General features: G+C 63.5%; 16 protein-coding genes. 11 read left to right on the top strand and 5 right to left on the bottom strand.

Going from position 1 to position 19,738, the window contains the following annotated elements; all coding sequences use genetic code 11:
- Window positions 1–2 precede the first annotated feature (2 nt).
- Window positions 3–563, top strand: coding sequence for a 16S rRNA (guanine(966)-N(2))-methyltransferase RsmD (rsmD, locus tag J5N58_RS21090; RefSeq protein WP_244712872.1), 561 nt, complete (start codon window positions 3–5; stop codon window positions 561–563).
- Window positions 564–590: 27 nt separating this feature from the next.
- Window positions 591–1,475, top strand: coding sequence for a patatin-like phospholipase family protein (locus tag J5N58_RS21085; protein WP_244712870.1), 885 nt, complete (start codon window positions 591–593; stop codon window positions 1,473–1,475).
- Window positions 1,476–1,478: 3 nt separating this feature from the next.
- Here J5N58_RS21085 and J5N58_RS21080 read toward each other — a convergent pair whose 3' ends face one another.
- Window positions 1,479–3,308 carry a monovalent cation:proton antiporter-2 (CPA2) family protein gene (locus J5N58_RS21080; protein WP_244712868.1) on the bottom strand — a complete coding sequence of 610 codons (1,830 nt, stop codon included), beginning with the start codon at window positions 3,306–3,308 and terminating at the stop codon, window positions 1,479–1,481.
- 107 nt (window positions 3,309–3,415) lie between these two features.
- Between J5N58_RS21080 and J5N58_RS21075 the strand changes: the two genes are divergently transcribed.
- The 6 genes from J5N58_RS21075 to lpxK all read left to right on the top strand — a co-directional run bounded on the left by J5N58_RS21075 (window position 3,416) and on the right by lpxK (window position 9,300).
- A complete protein-coding gene (locus J5N58_RS21075; RefSeq protein WP_113425955.1) occupies window positions 3,416–4,762 on the top strand; it encodes a TldD/PmbA family protein in 1,347 nt (448 codons plus the stop codon).
- 32 nt (window positions 4,763–4,794) lie between these two features.
- Window positions 4,795–5,616, top strand: a complete 822-nt coding sequence (locus J5N58_RS21070; protein WP_113425931.1) for a 3'(2'),5'-bisphosphate nucleotidase CysQ — start codon at window positions 4,795–4,797, stop codon at window positions 5,614–5,616.
- A gap of 62 nt (window positions 5,617–5,678) precedes the next feature.
- Window positions 5,679–5,930, top strand: coding sequence for a DUF4170 domain-containing protein (locus J5N58_RS21065; protein ID WP_113457921.1), 252 nt, complete (start codon window positions 5,679–5,681; stop codon window positions 5,928–5,930).
- 163 nt (window positions 5,931–6,093) lie between these two features.
- Window positions 6,094–7,413, top strand: coding sequence for a lipid IV(A) 3-deoxy-D-manno-octulosonic acid transferase (gene waaA, locus J5N58_RS21060; protein ID WP_112830976.1), 1,320 nt, complete (start codon window positions 6,094–6,096; stop codon window positions 7,411–7,413).
- A 23-nt stretch (window positions 7,414–7,436) separates the two neighbouring features.
- The gene (locus J5N58_RS21055; protein ID WP_113339457.1) at window positions 7,437–8,144 is read left to right on the top strand and encodes an HAD family hydrolase; all 708 of its coding nucleotides are present in this window, start codon (window positions 7,437–7,439) and stop codon (window positions 8,142–8,144) included.
- Between the two features lie 115 nt (window positions 8,145–8,259).
- Complete coding sequence (lpxK, locus tag J5N58_RS21050) at window positions 8,260–9,300, top strand: tetraacyldisaccharide 4'-kinase (protein ID WP_113442149.1); 1,041 nt, start codon at window positions 8,260–8,262, stop codon at window positions 9,298–9,300.
- Window positions 9,301–9,313: 13 nt separating this feature from the next.
- Here the strand turns inward: lpxK and J5N58_RS21045 are convergent, their stop codons facing one another.
- A complete protein-coding gene (locus tag J5N58_RS21045) occupies window positions 9,314–9,544 on the bottom strand; it encodes a DUF2093 domain-containing protein (protein WP_112830943.1) in 231 nt (76 codons plus the stop codon).
- A gap of 98 nt (window positions 9,545–9,642) precedes the next feature.
- Window positions 9,643–11,478 carry a DNA mismatch repair endonuclease MutL gene (gene mutL, locus J5N58_RS21040; protein ID WP_244712866.1) on the bottom strand — a complete coding sequence of 612 codons (1,836 nt, stop codon included), beginning with the start codon at window positions 11,476–11,478 and terminating at the stop codon, window positions 9,643–9,645.
- Window positions 11,479–11,945: 467 nt separating this feature from the next.
- On the opposite strand from mutL, the gene J5N58_RS21035 reads away from it, so the two are divergent.
- A complete protein-coding gene (locus J5N58_RS21035) occupies window positions 11,946–13,622 on the top strand; it encodes a response regulator (protein WP_244712864.1) in 1,677 nt (558 codons plus the stop codon).
- A 126-nt stretch (window positions 13,623–13,748) separates the two neighbouring features.
- Entirely contained in the window at window positions 13,749–15,110 is a 1,362-nt protein-coding gene (locus J5N58_RS21030) for a putative bifunctional diguanylate cyclase/phosphodiesterase (RefSeq protein WP_244712862.1), read from the top strand.
- A 138-nt stretch (window positions 15,111–15,248) separates the two neighbouring features.
- Here J5N58_RS21030 and J5N58_RS21025 read toward each other — a convergent pair whose 3' ends face one another.
- Window positions 15,249–16,172, bottom strand: a complete 924-nt coding sequence (locus tag J5N58_RS21025) for a LysR substrate-binding domain-containing protein (RefSeq protein WP_244712860.1) — start codon at window positions 16,170–16,172, stop codon at window positions 15,249–15,251.
- Between the two features lie 90 nt (window positions 16,173–16,262).
- Here J5N58_RS21025 and J5N58_RS21020 point away from each other — a divergent pair, with 90 nt between their 5' ends.
- Window positions 16,263–17,816, top strand: a complete 1,554-nt coding sequence (locus J5N58_RS21020; protein WP_113425938.1) for a trimethylamine methyltransferase family protein — start codon at window positions 16,263–16,265, stop codon at window positions 17,814–17,816.
- Window positions 17,817–17,827: 11 nt separating this feature from the next.
- Here the strand turns inward: J5N58_RS21020 and J5N58_RS21015 are convergent, their stop codons facing one another.
- On the bottom strand, window positions 17,828–19,558 hold the full coding sequence (locus J5N58_RS21015; protein WP_244712858.1) for a phospholipase D-like domain-containing protein: 1,731 nt from the start codon (window positions 19,556–19,558) through the stop codon (window positions 17,828–17,830).
- Window positions 19,559–19,738: the final 180 nt, after the last annotated feature.

The following is a 19,738-nucleotide window of genomic DNA, read 5'->3' as shown; positions in this document are numbered from 1 at the left end:
CGGTGCGGGTCGTCGGCGGTGAGTTCCGCGGCCGTTCCCTGGCCGCTCCGAAGACCAATGCCATCCGGCCGACCATCGACCGGACGCGCGAGAGCCTGTTCAACATTCTCTCCCATGCCCATCCGGGTTCCCTTGACGGCACCCGCGTGCTCGACCTTTTCGCCGGCACCGGTGCGGTCGGCATTGAGGCGCTGTCGCGCGGCTGTCGCGCGGCGCTCTTTGTCGAAAACAGCGTCGAGGGCCGCAGCCTGTTGTGGGAGAATATCGATGCGCTCGGTCTGCATGGCCGCGCCAAGATCCTGCGCCGGGATGCCACCCAGCTCGGGCCGGCGTCGAACATCGAGCAGTTTGATCTTCTCTTCGCCGATCCGCCCTATGGCCAGGGGCTTGGCGAAAAGGCCTTCGAGGCGGCCCACAGGGGCGGCTGGCTGGCGCCGGATGCTCTGGCCATTCTGGAAGAGCGTGCCGACGTTACTGTTTCTGTCGGTCCGGCGTTCGTCTTTCTGGAGGAACGCACCTTCGGCGACACGAAAATGTACTTCTTCTCGTATAGGCCGTCCTGATCTTCGGTTCGACGAAAGCTGCTCCCCATGAACGACACAGGCGCCCTGACCATCCCCACGATTGACGGGAGGTCCGGCGCAATGCCGACGGTCGGGCTGGCGCTCGGGGCGGGCGGAGCGCGAGGTTTCGCCCATATTCCGGTGATCGAGGCGCTGGACGAACTCGGTGTGAGGCCTGCCGCCATCGCCGGTTCCTCCATGGGCGCCATCATCGGGGCGGGCATGGCTTCCGGCATGACGGGGGCGGAGATCCGCGAATACGTGCTGGAAACCATCGGCAAGCGCTCGATCGTCGCCAACCGTCTATGGAGCCTCGGCCCGGCGACCATGCGCGATGCGCTTGGCGGTTTCCGGCTCGGCCAGTTCAACTTGCACCGCATTCTGGAAGCTTTTCTGCCGGATGCCATTCCCGCTGATTTTGCCGATCTCGGCATTCCCCTGAAGATCGTCGCGACCGATTATTACGGCCAGCATGAGGTCGTCTGCGAAGAGGGAAGCCTCTTCGATGCGATCGCGGCGTCTTCTGCCCTTCCGGCCCTCTTCATGCCGGTTCACCTTGGCGGTCGGGTGATGATCGACGGAGGTATTTTCAATCCGGTGCCCTATGACCATCTGAACGGGATGGCCGACATCGTCATCGGGGTCGATGTGGTCGGCGGACCGGAGGGCGAGGCGAGCCAGTCGCCGAACCGGATCGACAGCCTGTTCGGCGCCTCGCAACTGATGATGCAGTCCAACATCGCCCTCAAGCTGAAGCTCGGTTCGCCGGATATCTTCCTGCGCCCCAACGTCAATGCCTTCCGGGTTCTCGATTTCCTCAAGGCCCGCCAGGTTATCGAGTCGACGGAAGGCGTGAAGGACGTGCTGAAGCGCGAGTTGAACGCGCGGATCGAGAATTTCTTGCGCCGCTGATGCTCAGTCGGTGCTGGGGGCAGGGCTCTGCGCCGAGGGAAGGCCGCTTTCGGTGGCAAAGTCATCGGCGGTGACCCGCTTCGGCTTGACCAGCGGTTCCGGGCGAACCGGGCGGTTGAGCAGCATGTGCCGCCCGGCCTGGATGCCTTCCGCGGCCTGCAGTTTCAGCCGCTCCTCGTCGCGGCGGCGGATGTCCTCGCCGATCTGGTAGGCTTCGTCCTCGCTGGCGCCCAAAGCCTCGATGGCGCGGCGGCCGAAGAGAAGGCCGGATTCCAGCGTTTCCCGAAGCTCGTATTCCACGTCGCGGGCGCGCAGCGACAGGCTATGGATACGGTCATAGGAGCGCACGAAGAGGCGAGCCTCGGGATATTCCGAGCGGATGAGATCGACGATCTTGTCGGTCACTTCCTTCTTCTGGGTGCAGACGGCGATAATCTTGGCCTTCTCGATGCCGGCTGCCCGCAGCACGTCGAGCCGCGTTCCGTCTCCGAAATAGATGCGGAACCCGAAGGACGCCGCCTGCCGGATACGGTCGGCCGAATCGTCGATGATCGTCACGTCCCGGCCGCTTGCCAGCAGGATCTGCGCGGAGATCTGGCCGAAGCGCGAAAAGCCGATCATCAGCACGTCGGCGCCGGCGCCCTCGAAATCCTCCTCCAGCTCTTCCCGCGTTTCGCCGCCCACCAGCCGACGGGCGAGAAGAGTTGCAAGCGGGGTCAGCGCCATGGACAGGGTGACGATGGAAATGAGCAGGGAGGATTTCGCCCCGTCGAGCAGGCCGGACGCGGCGGCCGTGGTGAACAGCACGAAGCCGAATTCACCGCCCTGCGGCAAAAGCAGCGCGATGCGCACCGCGTCGTCGCGGTCCGAACCGGCGGCGCGGCACAGGAGGTAAAGGACGGCGGCCTTCAGAACCATAAGCATCGGGACGGCGATGGCGATCAGGGCAAGGTTCTCGACGATGACGCCGAGCTCCATCGACAATCCGACCGCCATGAAGAACAGCGCGAGCAGAATACCGCGAAACGGCTCGATATCCGCTTCCAGCTCGTGGCGATAGGAGGATTCCGCGAGCATTACCCCGGACAGGAATGCGCCCATGGCCATGGAGAGGCCGCTCGCCTGCATCAGGAGGGCCGATCCCATGACGACGAAAAGTGCGGCGGCGATCATCACCTCCCGAGCGCCGGTGCGGGCGATGATCTGGAAAAGCGGCGTCAGCAGGTAGCGGCCGGCCATAATCATCGCGATGACCGCGACGAGGGCGAAGGCGAGATCGGCCAGCGCCGCTTGGCCGCTTTCGCTCTGGTTGCTGCCGAGAATGGAGACCATGGCGAGCAGTGGCACGATCGCCAGATCCTGGAACAGGAGGACGGAAAAGGCCCTCTGGCCGTAGCGGCTGTTCATGTCGCCCTGGTCGTTCAGGATCTGAAGCGCGAAGGCGGTTGAGGACAATGCGAGCCCGAAGCCAGCAACCAGCGCGCCGCGCCATTCGGCAAGGCCGGTATAGACGGCGGCGGCGGCCAGCACGAGGCCGGTCAGCAGAACCTGCGCGGTGCCGAGCCCGAAGATGTCGTGGCGCATGTGCCAGAGCCGGGAGGGTTTCAGTTCAAGGCCGATGACGAACAGCAGGAACACGACGCCGAGTTCGGCGACGCCGAGAACCTGTTCGGAATCCGTGATGAGATGCAGTGTCGGTCCGATGACGACGCCGGCCGCCAGATAGCCGAGCACAGTGCCGAGGCCGAGCTTGCGGAACAGCGGTGCGGCAACCACCGCGCCGCCCAGAAGCAGCAAGGTTTCCGAGAAAAGCGCCTGCGGTGCGGTCGACAATGCGGCGATCTCCTCTCGTCTGTCGTGCCGTGATCGGGAATCGCTGTTCCGACCCTTGATGCATACGGTAATGCACAATAAATGGAGCGGGAATGAAAGGCCAAATCATGTCCAGCCAAATTGATTCCGCCAGCCTTCTCTCACGTGCAGAGCAACTTGTCGACCTCGCCTTGAAGGCGGGTGCGGACAGTGCCGATGCCGTGGTGGTGCGCTCCCGTTCGAAGTCAGTGAGCGTGCGTCTCGGCAAGGTCGAGCAGACGGATTCCTCCGAAAGCGATGACTTTTCCCTGCGCGTCTTCATCGGCCGGCAGGTGGCAAGCGTTTCCGCCAATCCGGGCTTCGATCTGAAGCAGTTGGCAGAGCGCGCCGTCGCCATGGCGAGGGTGTCGCCGGAAGATCCCTTTGCCGGCCTCGCCGACAGGGCGGACATTGCCGAAAGCTATCCCGACCTCGACCTCTTCGATCCGACCGAGGTTTCGAGCGAGGCCCTGACGGATGCGGCGCTTGCAGCCGAAACGGCAGCCCTCGCGGTCGACGGCGTCAGCAATTCGGTCGGCGCCAGCGCTTCGGCCGGCATGGGCGGCCTTGTGCTCGTCACGTCGCACGGTTTTTCCGGCAGCTACGCCGCGTCGCGCTTTTCCCGCTCGGTCGGCGTGATCGCCGGCGAAGGCACGCGGATGGAGCGTGACCACGATTATGACAGCCGTCTTTTCTTCGCCGATCTCGACAGCGCCGAGGACATCGGCCGCCGGGCCGGCGAGCGCACCGTCAAGCGGCTCAATCCGCGCCAGGTCCCGACGGGCAAGGATGTGACCGTGGTCTTCGATCCGCGCGTGGCGCGCGGCTTCGTCGGACATATCGCGGGTGCCATCAATGGCGCGGCCGTTGCCCGCAAGACCTCCTTCCTGCGCGACAGGATGGGCGAGCAGGTGCTGAAGGCCGGGCTCAACGTCACCGACGATCCGCTGAAGGTGCGCGGCTCGTCGTCCCGTCCCTTCGACGGCGAGGGCGTGAGCGGCAAGGCGCTCACCATGATCGAGGACGGCGTGCTGAAGCACTGGTTCCTCTCCTCGTCGGCAGCCCGCGAGCTAGGTCTTCATACCAACGGTCGCGGGGTGAGGGGTGGCACATCCGTTTCGCCGTCTTCCACCAATCTCGCGCTCGAGCCGGGCGATATCTCGCCAGAGGATCTGATCCGCGATATCGGCACGGGTTTCTACGTGACCGAGCTGATCGGGCAGGGCGTCGACATGATTACCGGTGAGTACAGCCGTGGCGCAACCGGTTTCTGGATCGAGAATGGCGAGCTCGCCTTCCCGGTTTCCGAGGTTACCATCGCCTCTAACCTCAAGGACATGTTCATGCGCGTAACCGCCGCAAACGACATCGACCGTAAGTTCGGTGTGGCGGCGCCGACCATCGCCATCGAAGGCATGACGCTCGCGGGGCGCTGAGAGGCAGAGGCCAAGTGGCGAAAGAAAAAGAGATGACCGCCGACAAAGGGGCCCGCAAGGGTTTCGACTGGCAGGACGATCTGGATCTGATTTCGGCGGCGGCGCGGGAAGCGGGCGAGATCGCGCTCGGTTATTTCGGCCAGTCGCCCGAGGTCTGGTGGAAGAATGAAGGCCAGTCGCCGGTGAGCGCCGCCGACTATGCCGCCAACAAATGCCTGGAGGAGCGGCTGCGCGCCGCGCGCCCCGGTTACGGCTGGTTGTCGGAGGAAACCGACGACGACCCGGCGCGCCTCTCCTGTCGGACTCTGTTTGTCGTCGATCCGATCGACGGCACGCGCGCCTTCATCGCCGGACGCAAGACATGGTGCGTCAGCGTCGCGGTGGTGCATGACGGACGCCCCGTCGCCGGTGTGCTCGTCGCGCCCGCACTGGAGGAAACCTTTGCATCGGTGGAGGGCTCGGTTTCCACGAAGAACGGTCGGCCGATCGAGGTGGCGCCGGCCCGTCCCGGCGGGAAGCTGCGGGTAGCGACGCCCCAGGATATCGTTGCTGGCTTCGATGCCGGGATGCAGGCCCGCATCGAGCGCGTAGAACACATTCCCTCGCTTGCCTATCGTCTGGCGTTGGTCGCCGACGGCCGGATCGACGCGACGCTGGTCAAGCGCAATTCCCACGACTGGGATCTCGCCGCTGCGGACCTCATTCTCCGCAACGCCGGCGGCAGGCTCACCGACCTCAGGGGCGAGGCGCTTCTTTACAACCGTCCGGAGGTCAGCCACGGAGAGCTTTGTGCCGCCACTCTTTTCGAGCTTTCTACTCTGTTGAACCACTTGTCACCAGCGCCTCGCAGTTGACCTTTCCGGCAAAATCGATCACAGGAAAGAGGGAGGCGAATTTGAATGGAAAGAGACCGGAAATGACGGAATCCAACGATAAGAAACAGCTTCTCCACCTCGTCTTTGGCGGTGAATTGGCGAACCTCGAAGAGGTTCAGTTTCGCGATTTGAACGAGCTTGATATCGTTGGCATTTTCCCGGATTATGCATCCGCTCTCGTTGCCTGGAAGTCCAAGGCTCAGCAGACGGTCGACAACGCGCACATGCGTTACTTCATCGTCCACATGCACCGGTTGCTCACCCCCGGTGACACGGCCGCTGCCAAGGGCTGACGCGGGATTTCCACAGGCGATTGCTGGCTTGTCTCGGCTTTTGGTAATCACCAATGTCACGTTTTTAACTCAGTTATCTCGCATTCCGTAGTTTTTGCACCGCCGGCTCCTGAAAGGGCTACATGGCATCGATGACGAACATGAACGGTTTCGGCCCATGGCGATGAGTGACGGATTGGCATCCCTTGCCATCGCCTCCTACGGCTGGGCGGGCATCGCGGCCTATCCGCTGACAGGGCCGCTGCTAGCCCTGCGCGCCGCCAAGGGCAAGGAGGACCGCGCCCGTCGCCTCGAACGTTTCGGTTATCCCGCTGCCGATCGCCCGCAGGGGCCGCTGGTCTGGCTGCATGCCGCAAGCGTCGGTGAAACGCTTGCGGTGGTGCCGCTGATGCGGGAACTGCGCCGGCGCGACATCAACGTCTTGCTGACAACGGGTACCGTGACCTCCGCCGAGATCGCCCGCTTCCGGCTTAAGGATGAGGTCCTGCATCAGTATGTTCCCCTCGATGTGAAGCCGGCGGTGCGCCGTTTCCTCGATTACTGGCGTCCTGACGTGGCGCTCTCGGTCGAGTCGGAAATCTGGCCGACCACGCTGATGGAACTGCACAAGCGGCATATCCCGCAGATCCTCGTCAATGCCCGCATTTCAGACCGTTCCTTCGAGCGCTGGCAGCGGCATCAGTCGATCGCGGAAGCCCTGCTCGGCAAGCTTTCGCTGGTCATCGCCCAGTCCGATGTGGATGCCGAGCGCTACCGCGATCTCGGCGCCTGGCCGGTCATCGTATCGGGCAACATCAAGGTGGATAGCGATGCGCCGCCCTGTGACCCGGTCGTGCTGGACCGCTACAAGCAGCAGATCGGCAATCGCAAGAGCTGGGCTGCGATTTCGACATTCGAGGGCGAGGAAAAGATCGCCACCATGGTGCATCGCGCGCTGAGGGCCCATACGGGCCTGCTGTCGGTCGTGGTGCCGCGCCATCCGGAACGTTCCGATGAAATCGAGGCGATGATGGTGGAGCGCGGCATGAAGGTCGCGCGCCGCACCCGCAACGACCCGATCACGCCTGATACCGACATCCTGCTCGGCGATACCATCGGAGAGATGGGGCTTTACCTCCGGCTTGCCGAGATCGCTTTCGTCGGCCGCTCCTTGACGGCGGAAGGCGGGCAGAACCCGCTGGAACCCGCGATGCTCGGCTGTGCCGTGCTGTCCGGTCCGCAGGTTGGCAATTTCCGCGAGAGCTACCAGCGCCTCGTGCGCAACGGCAATGCCCGCATCGTCCGCGATGCGGAGATGCTGGCCAAGGCGGTCCATTTCCTGATGACGAACGATCTTGCCCGTCACAAGATGATCGATGCCGGCATGGAGAGTATGCAGGAGATGCGCGGCGCGCTGACCGCGACGATGAAGGGGCTTGAGCCCTATATCAACCCCCTGACCGTGCAGGCGCGGCTTGAACCGCGCATCGTAAGCCAGGGCTGACGGTCGGCCGATTGAGGGGACACATGACGGAAGCAAACGGCATCGCGGGAATCCTGTTCGACAAGGACGGCACCCTCTTGGATTTCGACGCGAGCTGGGCTCCGGTCAACCGCACGGTGGCGCTTCTGGCCGCCGGCGGAGATGCCGAACTCGCCGATCGCCTGCTCTGGGCCTGCGGTATGGACCCGGCGACCGGACATCTCGTTCCAGACAGCCTGCTTGCCGCCGGCAACACGCGGGAAATCGCCGAGGGTCTTGCTGCTGCCGGATCGCCTTATGCCGCCGAGGCGCTGGTGCCGCAGATCGATGCGCTTTTTGCCGGCGCCGCCGAGCAATCGGTTCCCGTTGCCGAACTCGCCCCCCTGTTCGCCAAGCTGCATGACCGCGGCCTGAAGCTCGGCATCGCCTCCAGCGACAACGAGAAGTCGATCCGGGTCACCATCGACCGGTTCGGCATCGGTCCCTATGTCGATTTCGTGGCCGGTTATGACAGCGGCCACGGCTCCAAGCCGGAACCGGGCATGGTGCTTGGATTTTGCGCGGCGACCGGGCTCGAGCCCTGTCAGGTCGCGGTGGTCGGCGACAACAACCACGACCTTCACATGGGCCGCAACGCCGGAGCAGGGCTGAAGGTTGCCGTTCTCACCGGTACGGGTTCGCGCCAGTCCCTTCAGGAGGCCTGCGACGTTCTTCTGAACGATATCACCGAACTCGAAGCCGTGCTCGGCTGAAGGCCGGGCGAGTCTCCGTTTCATGCCGCGACTTGACGAAACCCCTTCTGCCGCGTTTTCTTGGCCGCGCAGATGGCCGTGGGGACGGTCGGGGAGACAAAGGGGAAAGCTGGCGATGGTATCGGACGCCCCGCCGTTCTGGTGGACGAAAGCCGACTGGCGGGCCTGGAGCCTTTTGCCCTTCTCTTTCCTTTATGGGCGGGTGGCAGGCTGGCGCATGGGCAGGAAGCGCCGCCACGCGCCCCCGGTGCCGGTCGTCTGCGTCGGCAATTTCACGGTCGGCGGCGCTGGCAAGACGCCGACGGCGTTGACGCTGGCGCGCGCGGCCAAGGCGAAGGGATTGAAGCCCGGTTTTCTAAGCCGCGGCTATGGCGGCTCGCTCGATGTCACGACGGTCGTCGATGTGCACCACCATCGAGCGGCCGATGTCGGCGACGAACCGCTGTTGCTGGCTCAGGAAGCGCTGACCGTCATTTCCCGCCGCCGCGTCGCGGGCGCCGAGCGCCTGGTCAAGGAAGGCGCCGACATTATCATTATGGATGACGGTTTCCAGAGCGCCCGCCTGACGGTCGACTTCGCCCTGGTGGTCATCGATACGATGCGGGGCATCGGCAATGGCCACCTCGTGCCGGGCGGACCGGTGCGTGCTCCCATCGCCATCCAGATGCGCCATCTCGACGCGATTTTGAAGGTCGGCAACGGCAATGCCGCGGACCGGCTTGTGCGCCAGGCGGCGCGCGCGGGCAAGGCGGTCATGGTCGCCGCCCTGAAGCCGAAGGACGATGCGGGTCTCGCCGGCAAGCGCGTGCTGGCTTTCGCCGGCATAGCCGACCCTTCGAAGTTCCAGCGCACGCTGGAGGGTCTGGGAGCCGTCGTCGCCGAGTTGCGGCCTTTTCCCGATCATCATCACCTGACGGATGACGAGGTCGATGCCCTGCTGGTCGATGCGGACAAACAGGGGCTGCTGCTGGCGACGACCGCCAAGGATATCGTCAGGCTCGCGGGCGGCCATGGGCGTTCCGCCGAACTCGCTTCCCGATGCCATGTGGTCGAGGTGGAGATGTCCTTCGACGATCCGCAGGCCCCGGCCTATGTGCTCGACCGTGTGATAGAGGCCTGTCGGGCGCGCAGGCTGAAGGAAAAGAGCAAGGCTTGAAGAAGAAGCGCGCTCAGCGCTTCTGGTTCGGCAGCGCGCCGGCGCGCTTTTCCGCTTCCAGCGAAGCGGCGGCGTCGACATACGGCTCCTGCCGGGCGACGCTCCAGTATTTCAGTTCGTCGATCAGAATGGGCTTGCCGGTGATCGCGCAGACCACATAGGAGCCCGGCGACAGGATCTGGAAGTCGGCATCGAGATAGCGGATCTTCGCCTCGCGGTTGCCGTTGCCTTCGAAACGGTTCATGGGTGGTCTCCTGCGCCTTTCACGAAACTGCAATAACGCGCCCTCCCGGCAATTTCCAGAACAATTAAAAGGACGCTTGCTGCGGATCGGCAATCGGCTCAGCTACGGCCGAAAAGCCGCTCTATATCGGAAAGCTTGAGTTCGACATAGGTGGGTCGTCCGTGATTGCACTGGCCGGAACCGGGGGTAGCCTCCATCTGCCGGAGCAGCGCGTTCATTTCCTCCACCCGCAACTGTCTGCCGGACCGCACGGAGCCGTGGCAGGCCATGGTGGCCGCGACATGCTCCAGTTTCGCGGCAAGTCCCTGCGCTGTGTCCCATTCGGCAATCTCGTCGGCGAGATCGCGCACCATGCCGGCGACGTCCATCTCGCCGAGCATGGCAGGCGTTTCGCGCACGGCGACCGCGCCGGGACCGAAGCGCTCGATGGCAAGCCCGAGCTGTTCGAGGGCGGCGGCGTGAGCCATCAGCCGGTTGCAGTCTTCTTCCGGCAGGTCGACGATCTCGGGAATGAGAAGGCCCTGCGAGGGAAGCCGCCTTCCGGTCAGCGCCTTGCGCATCTGCTCGAACACCAGCCGCTCATGGGCCGCATGCTGATCGACGATCACCAGCCCGTCCTCCGTCTGTGCGACGATATAGTTGGCATGCACCTGTGCCCGTGCCGCCCCGAGCGGATAGGTCGCCGCCGGCGTTTCCGCGCGGATATCGGGAGCCGTCGCAGCCGTTGCGGGTGTCTCTGCCCGGGCGGTCGGCAGGGTCATGGCGGCGAACGCCGGCTGCTGCGTCTCGCTGAATCCGGAAGGCGAAGCGGCAGCCGGACCGAACGGGCGGCTGGGAGAATTCGCGAAACTCCATCCGCCATGGGAAGAAGAGGCGGAGGAAGCGGCGGGACTGAAGCCCGGCCGGAAGGCGCGCAGCATGCCGCCGCCGCCCGTCGTCGAGGCGCGGTCGCCTTCTCGTCTCATGGCATCGCGGATCGCTCCGACGATCAGCCCCCGCACCAGCCCCGGATCGCGGAAGCGGACATCGGATTTCGCCGGATGCACGTTGACATCGACGAGTGCCGGGTCGAGTTCCAGGGACAGGACCGCCACTGGATAACGGCCCTGCGGAATGGTTTCCGCATAAGCGCCGCGAATGGCCGAAAGGATCTGCTTGTCATGCACCGGCCGACCGTTGACGAAGGCATATTGATGGGCCGAGTTGCCGCGGTTGAAGGTCGGGATGCCGGCGAAGCCGCCAAGCCGGACATCCTCGCGCTCGGCATCGAGCTCGATGGCATTGTCGCGAAAGTCGCTGCCGAGCACCTGAGCGATGCGGGCGAGGCGATCGTCGCCGGTGGCGGGAAATTCGAGCGTTGTGCGGTCCGTGCCCGACAGTACGAAGCGGATTTGCGGAAAGGCGATCGCCATTCGCTTGACAATCTCGGTGATCGCGCCTGCCTCGGCCTTTTCCGTCTTCAGGAATTTGAGGCGGGCGGGCGTGGCGAAGAAGAGATCCCGCACCTCGACCGTTGTGCCCGGATTGGCCGGCGCCGGCCTGACGGGCGAGACCTTGCCGCCGACCACGGCGACTTCCGCGCCTTCCGAACCGCCTTGCAGGCGACTGGTAATGGTCAGTTTTGCGACCGAGCCGATGGATGGCAGCGCCTCGCCCCGGAAACCGAGCGAGTGGATATCGAACAGCGAATCCTGAAGCTTCGAGGTGCAGTGCCGGCGGATCGAAAGCTCGAGATCCTCGGCACTCATGCCGCAGCCGTTGTCGATCACGCGCAGCAGGCTTTTACCGCCGCCGGCCGTGGCGATTTCGATGCGGGTGGCACCGGCGTCGATGGCGTTTTCGATCAGTTCCTTCGCCGCGCTGGCCGGTCTTTCGATGACCTCGCCGGCGGCGATCTGATTGATGAGGGTTTCGGAAAGCTGCTTGATGACCATCGGTCCATTTTCCGGGATTCGCGCCGGCGAGGAAAGAGCCAACTGCATTCTACCGCTCGAAAGTGGTGCATTGCGCGCCATGCCATTAATCCCGCCTTAAGGGACTGCCGATAGCATGATTATGGCTTGAAATGTTTCGTATTGGCATCGTCGGTGCGCCGGCGGAGGAGGAGATGGTGGCCGGACCATCTCCGGACCATATCCTCCTTTTGCCGTCTCAGGCGCTTCCCTGGCATGTCTTCCCATATGCGACAGCTGCAGGATTGCTTGAATTCGGAAACGATTGAACGAGAAATTTGTGGAGCAGGACAAAGGTGTTACAGCGCCCCTCGGTGCATCCGTCAGGGCTTGAGGTGTTGTCTGGACGATAACGATCGAGCGCCGGGAGGGGTTCGGTTCTTTGAGGCGATAGTGTGAAAGAGTTTGCACCGGGCCCAGGCGATGAAACGCCGGGCAAAAACGCAGGGATGGGTGGCGAAGCTATGCAGGCTGCGACGTTGCAGTCCTCCATGCTCGATGCCGTGTCCGAAGCGATAGGTGCCGCGCTGGTCGTCTACGATCGCAACGACCAGCTTGTTTATGTGAACCGCCTCGTCGGCAACTATCTGCCCGTGTCCCTCCAGGTCGCCCGTCCCGGAACCCGGTTGAGGGATTTCCTCGGCGCTGTCTATGATGGCGGCGGGCGCGACCGCATGTCCGCCGACGAAGGCGGTGCAGCGAGCCGCGAGGAATGGATCGCCGAACAGATCGCCGTTCACTGGCGGGAGCGTTTCGATAGCCAGCGCCGCGACGCCAACAATCGCTGGGTACGTTTTTCCAAGCGCCGGCTGCCCTCCGGTTACGGCATCTGCATCATCAGCGACATCACCGAGCAGAAAAAGCGCGAGGAACAGTGGCGCGCCGATGTCGAGCGTGTCCAACTGACCGAGGAAATCCTCGACAACCTGCCGCATCCGGTCTTCGTACAGGATCGCAACCTGAACGTCGTGGCCGTCAACAAGTCGTTCTGCAGCCGGATCGGTGCCCGCGCCGAGAGTGTTCTGGGCGGCGCGCTTGACGGGATCTGCGGCGGCGATCTCGCTGAAAAGCTCCGCCGTGCCACCCGCCATGTTCTGGAGACGGGGGCGCCGGCCACCATCCTGACGGAGCTTCCCTCCGACCCCGCAGGCGAACGCATCGTCGTGCGAAGCCAGCGTGTCGGAAAGCCCGGTCGCTATTTCATCGTCACCAGTTTCGAGGCGGCTTCCGTGCAGTTGTCGGTCGAGCCGGCAGATGGCTCCGCCGTGGACAAGGCGATCGTCAGCGCCGGGGCCTCTCATCCGCTGCTGCCTGAAAACGAGTGTCTTCGCGTCGAGGCGGAGGTTGCGAAGCTTGCCGGCCACAAGGCGCTCGTCGTCACAATGGACCGGGATTTCGAGGCGAAGAGCCTGAAGACGCTGGAGCGCCTAGGCATCGACGTCTGCTGCGTCCGCAATCCGGTGGAGGAGGATGCATTCCTCACGGTCGCACGCTCCGTTGGCGTAAAGATCGATCTGATGATCGTCGACACGCAGATGGACATGAAGTGTCTTGAGCTTGCGGTCGCAGAAGGCATCGCTACCGTAACGCTGGACGGCTTCCAGCTCGACACGGAACTGGCTTTCCTCGTCCTGAACAAGCTCGCGGCCAAGGATGAGGCGCGGGCCGCTGCCACGGACGACTGGGAAATCACCACCACGGAAGACAGACCGCCTGTCTTGCCGGCGCCGGCCCGGTCGCTTGTCCTCGTGGCGGAGGACAACGAAATCAACCAGATCGTCTTCTCGCAGATCCTCGAAGGGCTCGGCCATGCCTATCGCATCGCTCGCGACGGAGCGGAAGTCGTGCGTCTCTGGCAGGAACTGAAGCCCGCCATCGTTCTGATGGACATCACCCTGCCGGTCATCAATGGTTTTGACGCCTGCCGACGCATTCGTGAGCTGGCGGCAGGGCCTGACGACATGACGCCGGTCATCGGCGTGCTGGTGCAGGCCTTCGACCGTGACCGGGAAGAATGCTTTGCCGCCGGCATGAACGACGTGATCCTCAAGCCCCTGAGCCCGGACGCCGTCGATGCCGTGCTGGCGCAGCATGTTCCCGATCTCCGGGTCGTCGCGGCGGGGTGAGAAAACCCTGTCAACCCCCTAAATAATGGACCATAACCTGTAGGCAACCTCCCGGAATTGCTAGAATTTTCTTAATGTTTGGCGCTCATCCTCGGTATGTGAAAGGAACCTCCTCAGGAACAGCCGATGGCGTCAGCCGAAACAGCCATGCCCCAGCTAGGCCAGAACGAGCTTCAGGCCATGGCCTATACGGACCAGTTGACCGGGCTTGGCAATCGCTATCGCCTGCGCGACAAGGTTCGGCTTCTGGCCTCCGAGCGTTCTGCCGATCCGGCGCCGTTTACGGTCGGCATCGTCAATCTGGACGGTTTCAAACCCATCAACGATCTCTTCGGCTCCGTCGCCGGCGATGAAATCCTTTGCCAGGTAGCCCACCGGCTGAAGGCCTGCGTGCCTGACGGCGCGACCGTCACCCGTCATGACGGCGATGAGTTCGCCATCATCCTGCCGCTGATCTTCGAGCGCGTCAGTGCCGAGCGCACCGGCCAGATGATTAAGGACGTGCTCTCTGCGCCCTACGATCTCGGCGACCGCAATGTCCGTCTCTCCGCCTCCCTCGGCTTTGCCGTCTATCCCTTTGCCGGCGCCGATTTCGAGGAACTGATGAAGAGTGCCGAGACGGCGCTTTATCGCTCGAAGCGCCGGGGTCGCGGCCAGATCACCGTCTACTCACGGGAAATCGCCCAGGAGATGAAGCGTGCCACGCAGCTTGAGCAGGCGCTGCGCAATGCCATCATCGCCGATACCGTCGACGTGCATTTCCAGCCGATCGTCCGTCTCACAGACAACCGTGTCGTTGGTTTCGAGGCGCTGGCCCGTTGGAACGATGCCGATCTGGGCTTTGTATCTCCGGCCGTCTTCGTACCGCTTGCGGAAGAACGCGGCTTCATCGACACGCTGTCCGAAACCCTGTTGCGCAAGGCGGCAGAGGCAACGCTGGCCTGGCCGCGCGAACTCTTCCTCTCGTTCAATCTCTCCTCGGCGCAATTGATGGACCCGAGGACCACGCTGAACACGCTGTCCATCCTCAACAGCGTCGGTTTCGATCCGCGCCGGCTGGAACTGGAAATCACGGAAACGGCCGTCATGGGCTGCGCGGACACTGCGCGCCGCATCTTCGGCGAATTGCGTGACTTCGGCATCAAGATCTCTCTCGACGACTTCGGCACGGGTCAGTCGAGCCTCGGACGCCTGCGCGACTTCACCTTCGACAAGGTCAAGATCGACCGTGCCTTCGTCTCCGCCATAATCACGGACCGCACCTCGGAGCACATCATCAAGGCGATCGTCACCATGTGCGAAGGCCTCGATCTCGAAGTGGTTGCGGAAGGCATCGAGACGGTGGCGGAAGCGGACAAGCTGCGTGCGCTCGGTTGCGGCATGGGGCAGGGCTATTATTTCGGCAAGCCGGCCGATGCGGCGGCGACGCTGCGTTATCTCGGCGAGCATCATCACGAATTCGCCCTCGTCGATCGGCCCAATTCCTGAAACGTTTCCGTGAGGACAGCCCAGTCAAGCGGAGGCGACGATCCCCGGACGACGCCTCGGGTTTGCAGGCGATATGCGCACGGAATATACGGGACCGGCGGCTCGGCATGCGCCGCGGTCGATGCCCAGCCGCTCCGATCACCCGCCTTGCCGGGCGACTTCCCCCTCCGCCAGCAGCCAGTCCCGCACTCTGGCCGCCGAGGCATTGAGCTCCCGCGCGCGTGGCCACACCACGTAGAAGGCCTGCCCCGTCACCAGCGCGTGCCGGCCGACCTGCACGAGTTGGCCCGAGCGCACCTGCGCCTCGATCAGGTGGTTCCAGCCGAGCGCGATGCCTTCCCCGGCCAGCACCGCCTGGATCACCAGCACGTAATCGTTAATCGCCAGCCGCCGTCCTTTGGGGACATAGTCGATGCCCGCGCTTGCAAACCATTCCGGCCAGTTGCATGCCTGCCGCACCGGCTCCTCCAGCCAGATCAGCCGGTGGCGGGTCAGGTCTTCGGGGCTCTCTGCCGGACCGTTCTGCTCGATGAAGGCGGGGCTTGCAACCGCGCTTACCACCTCCGGCGCGAGCAGCGCTGCATGATAGCGTGGCCATTCCTTCGGATCGCCGCCGCGTACGCCAAGCGGAATGGTTTCCTCCTCCAGGTCCAGGTCGCGCACGCTGGTCTGGATGCGCAGGTCGATGTCGGGCAGGTCCTCCCTCAGCCGCGCCAGCCGCGGCAGCATCCACATGGAAGCGAAGGCCGTGGAGGCAGCGAGCGTCACATTGACCTCGCGGCTCTTCGCGCGAATGTCCTCGGCGGCGCGCTCGATCCGGGAAAGGCCGGCGGCGACATCGGCATGAAAGCGCTCGCCGGCTTCGGTCAGCCGGGCAGAGCGATGCATGCGCTGGAAAAGGGCGACGCCCAGCTGTTCCTCGAGCGCACGCACCGCATAGGAGACGGCGGCCTGGGACATGCCGAGTTCTTCCGCGGCGCGGGTGAAATTCTCATGCCGGCCGGCAGCCTCGAACACTACGAGGCTGTTTGCGGAGGGGAGCAGGCGGCGAAATTGACTCATAAGCTGAGCTTATTGCAAGTCGAGAATTTTTCCAGCGTCACAATGCCTTTGATCCCGGCTAGCCTTCATTCAAACAGGAGGAAAGCAGTCATGACGGGCGAGACGCTGGAACTGGATCGCAAGGAGCGCCGCACCCGCGGCAACAGGCCGGGGCGACGGGAGAGCGGCGCTGGCCTTTCTTTGAAAGTGCCTTTCATCCGCCGCAACATTCCGACCTACGACCTTCTCTCGGAGGAAAACCTTCTTCGCATCGAACAGACCGCGGATCGCATTCTTGCCGAGGTCGGCATCGAGTTCCGCGACGACGGGGCCGCGCTCGATCACTGGAAGCGGGCGGGGGCGAAGATCGACGGCGTTCGCGTCCGGTTCGAGCCGGGCATGCTGCGGGAGATTGTCTCGACGGCGCCCGCAACCTTCACCCAGCATGCGCGCAATCCGGCAAACAACGTCGAGATCGGCGGCAACAGCGTCGTCTTCTCACCGGCCTATGGCTCGCCCTTCGTCATGGATCTCGACAATGGCCGTCGTTACGGAACCATCGAGGATTTCCGCAACCTCATCAAGCTCGCCCAGTCCAGCCCCTGGCTGCATCATTCCGGCGGCACCATCTGCGAGCCCGTCGACCTGCCGGTCAACAAGCGGCACCTCGAGATGGTCTACAGCCATATCAAATATTCCGATCGGGCCTTCATGGGCTCGGTGACGGCCGAGGAGCGGGCGGAAGAATCGATCGAGATGGCGCGCATCCTGTTCGGTGCCGGTTTCGTCGAGGAGAACTGCGTCATCCTCGGCAATGTCAACGTCAACTCGCCGCTTGTCTGGGACGGCACCATGACGAAGGCGCTGAGGGCCTATGCTCGTGCCAACCAGGCCGCTGTCATCGTGCCCTTCATCCTCGGCGGCGCCATGGGGCCGGTCACCAATGCCGGCGCCATCGCCCAGTCCTATGCCGAAACGCTGGCGGGCTGCGCGCTGACCCAGTTGGAGCGCAAGGGCGCGCCGGTGATTTTCGGCAACTTCCTGTCTTCCATGTCGCTGCGTTCGGGCTCTCCCACCTTCGGCACGCCGGAACCGGCGATTGGCTCCATGGTGATCGGCCAGCTTGCCCGCCGGCTGAAACTGCCGCTGCGCTGTGCGGGGAATTTCTCCAATTCCAAGCTGCCGGATGCCCAAGCCATGCAGGAGGGCGTGATGTCGATGCTGTCGGCGGTCCATTGCGGTGCCAACTTCATCCTGCATTCGGCCGGCTTCGTCGATGGCCTGCTGTCCATGTCCTATGAGAAGTTTGTCATGGACACGGATTTCTGCGGCGCGCTGCATGCTTATCTCGCCGGCGTCGTGGTCGATGACAACACGCTCGCCATGGATGCCTTTCTGGAGGTGGGACCCGGCAGCCATTTTCTCGGCTCGGCCCATACCATGCGCAACTATCAGACGGCGTTCTGGGATTCGGCCGTCTCGGACAACGAGCCCTTTGAAAAATGGGCGGAGGCCGGATCGACCGACATGGCGACCCGCGCCAACCGGCAGTGGAAGAAGACGCTCGCCGAATATCAGGCGCCACCTCTGGACCCCGCCGTGGACGAGGCGCTGCGCGATTATGTCGAGCGGACGATGCGTGCGCGGCCGGATGCGTGGTACTGATCCGCGATGGATCAGGTCGGGCTGACGCCGAACAGTTCGCGCCGGCGCTGATGATAGGTGCCGGCCTTGAAATGACTGTCCGTCCACGCGCCATCGGGGTCGAGATAGACGGCTTCCTCCGCCTGATCCTCGCCCGGATTGCGGGAGGCCACGGCATTGGCCACCGTGCGGAAGTAGAAGTGGTTGAACAGCCGGAAGAATTCCGTTGCGTAGATATCGCCTACGCGCCGGTCGCCGCGGATCAGTAGCATGTTCTCGTCGTTGGACGACAGGGATGCGGGTGAAAAATTGGCCGAGCCGGAATAGACCTGCGGGTCGTCCGACAGGGGATCGATCGCCATGATCTTGGTGTGGACATAGAAGATGTGGCCCTGCTTGCGGTAGTGTTCCTCGTCCGCGAACCACTTGTCCAGTTGCCAGCCATCCAGCTTGCGGCCGATCGTATCGCGACCGAGCGCCTTGCCGAGCGCGATGCGCGTGTCCCTGTCGCGCTTGAGCATCGCCTGGGTTTCGTCGTTGGCATTTTCCTTTTCCATCAGCAGGAAACGCAGATAGTCCCGGTCATTGTCGAAATGTTCGGCGAGCTTCCGCGTTACGCCGAAAGCCGCCGTCAGCATGACGGTGCGCTGCGCCTCGTCCATGCGCGCGCCGTACCAGTCGAGCATGCGCGCGGACGACCGCGGCGAAAACAGAACGGAGATGCCGTTCGCCGGCAACTGGCCGGAAGGCTCGGCATTGTGTTTTTTCGTCCATGCTTTCAGTTCTTTCCGGTCGGGGTCGGTGGCGACCTGCTGCCAATAGGCATTGTAGGCCGATGCCACAGTGTCATCCCGCACCAGATGGCCGACATTCGTCTGGCCGAGAAAGCCGGACGGCGTGATATTGGTTGAGCCTGTCCAGACTTGCTGCGGCTTGCCGTCCTTCAGGAGCACCATGAATTTGTTGTGCGGAATGGAGATATGCCGGGTCCGCTTATGAAATGTCAGGCGTGGCACGTTGTCGTATTTGACGACTTCCTTGACGTTCGCCTTGCTGGTGCTGGTTTCCTCGAAGCTGCCGTCGCTCTTGATATGCCCCGCCTCATAGATGACCTGAACCGTCGCGCCGGCGCCGGCGGCGATCTTCAGGGCCTCCAATATCGGCTTGTAGGTGAGTTCGTAGAAGCAGCAGCGCAATTCATAGCCCGCGCCATTGGCCTGGGCGATGAAGCCGAGCGCTGCCTCCAGCAGCCCGCGCGACAGCCAGCGCACCTCCCGGTCTTCCGGATCGTCGGGGTTGGTCGGGCCCTTGTTGCCGAACTGGTCGGCAAAGGCCTGGCTGACGATGGCGCCCCGGTTGAAGAATACCGAATGCGTTTCATCCGTGTCGGATTCCGTGCGGATGGAAACGGGAAGATCGGTGCCGGCGACGAGGGCCGCAGGATTCATGTCCGCCGGAAAATAGAGCGGTCGGACGACGTAATCATATTGCCGTCCCGGTTCCGCCGAATAGTGTCCCCACAGGAAGGACTGAACGGGGTGATCGAGGGTGGAGCGCCGTTCGCCGGGCTGTGGGTTCGGCACCAGCGCCTTGAAGAATTTGAAGCCGCGCAACCAATCGATCCGGTTCTGTCGGGCAACGCCGATGGCAAAGCCGGCAAGGTTGCGCCGCGCCGCGTCCGTGGCGTTCATCGCCAGCAGCACGGCATGGTTGCCCGATATCGCATGAACGGAAAAACCGCCTGCCTTCGCAAAGCTTCGCATCGCTATCCCCCAGTTGTTTCGGCAAATCTATCACGTCCAATATGTAAGTCATGTGAAATGCAACCATTTCGTGTTTCGGGTTCGCGAGGGCGGCCTGGGTCCTGGGGGCCGAAGCCTGTCGGCGATGTCGATCGGAACTGCAGTTTTCAGGCGACGATCCGGGAGATGCTGCGTTAGTGT

It is taken from the genome of Paenirhizobium cremeum, assembly GCF_022884085.1.
Taxonomy (GTDB): domain Bacteria; phylum Pseudomonadota; class Alphaproteobacteria; order Rhizobiales; family Rhizobiaceae; genus Allorhizobium; species Allorhizobium cremeum.
The sequence above is the reverse complement of the archived record's forward strand: the minus strand, read 5'-3'. Positions and strand labels throughout refer to the sequence as shown.

Excerpts from the sequence above, each read along its gene's own strand:
- J5N58_RS21020 (WP_113425938.1), top strand. The coding sequence starts at position 16,263 with ATGACGGGCGAGACGCTGGAACTGGATCGCAAGGAGCGCCGCACCCGC.
- J5N58_RS21075 (WP_113425955.1), top strand. The coding sequence starts at position 3,416 with ATGTCCAGCCAAATTGATTCCGCCAGCCTTCTCTCACGTGCAGAGCAA.
- mutL (WP_244712866.1), bottom strand. The coding sequence starts at position 11,478 with ATGGTCATCAAGCAGCTTTCCGAAACCCTCATCAATCAGATCGCCGCC.
- J5N58_RS21025 (WP_244712860.1), bottom strand. The coding sequence starts at position 16,172 with ATGAGTCAATTTCGCCGCCTGCTCCCCTCCGCAAACAGCCTCGTAGTG.
- J5N58_RS21015 (WP_244712858.1), bottom strand. The coding sequence starts at position 19,558 with ATGCGAAGCTTTGCGAAGGCAGGCGGTTTTTCCGTTCATGCGATATCG.
- J5N58_RS21055 (WP_113339457.1), top strand. The coding sequence starts at position 7,437 with ATGACGGAAGCAAACGGCATCGCGGGAATCCTGTTCGACAAGGACGGC.
- J5N58_RS21070 (WP_113425931.1), top strand. The coding sequence starts at position 4,795 with ATGACCGCCGACAAAGGGGCCCGCAAGGGTTTCGACTGGCAGGACGAT.
- J5N58_RS21045 (WP_112830943.1), bottom strand. The coding sequence starts at position 9,544 with ATGAACCGTTTCGAAGGCAACGGCAACCGCGAGGCGAAGATCCGCTAT.
- J5N58_RS21030 (WP_244712862.1), top strand. The coding sequence starts at position 13,749 with ATGGCGTCAGCCGAAACAGCCATGCCCCAGCTAGGCCAGAACGAGCTT.
- J5N58_RS21035 (WP_244712864.1), top strand. The coding sequence starts at position 11,946 with ATGGGTGGCGAAGCTATGCAGGCTGCGACGTTGCAGTCCTCCATGCTC.
- J5N58_RS21085 (WP_244712870.1), top strand. The coding sequence starts at position 591 with ATGAACGACACAGGCGCCCTGACCATCCCCACGATTGACGGGAGGTCC.
- waaA (WP_112830976.1), top strand. The coding sequence starts at position 6,094 with ATGAGTGACGGATTGGCATCCCTTGCCATCGCCTCCTACGGCTGGGCG.
- lpxK (WP_113442149.1), top strand. The coding sequence starts at position 8,260 with ATGGTATCGGACGCCCCGCCGTTCTGGTGGACGAAAGCCGACTGGCGG.
- J5N58_RS21065 (WP_113457921.1), top strand. The coding sequence starts at position 5,679 with ATGACGGAATCCAACGATAAGAAACAGCTTCTCCACCTCGTCTTTGGC.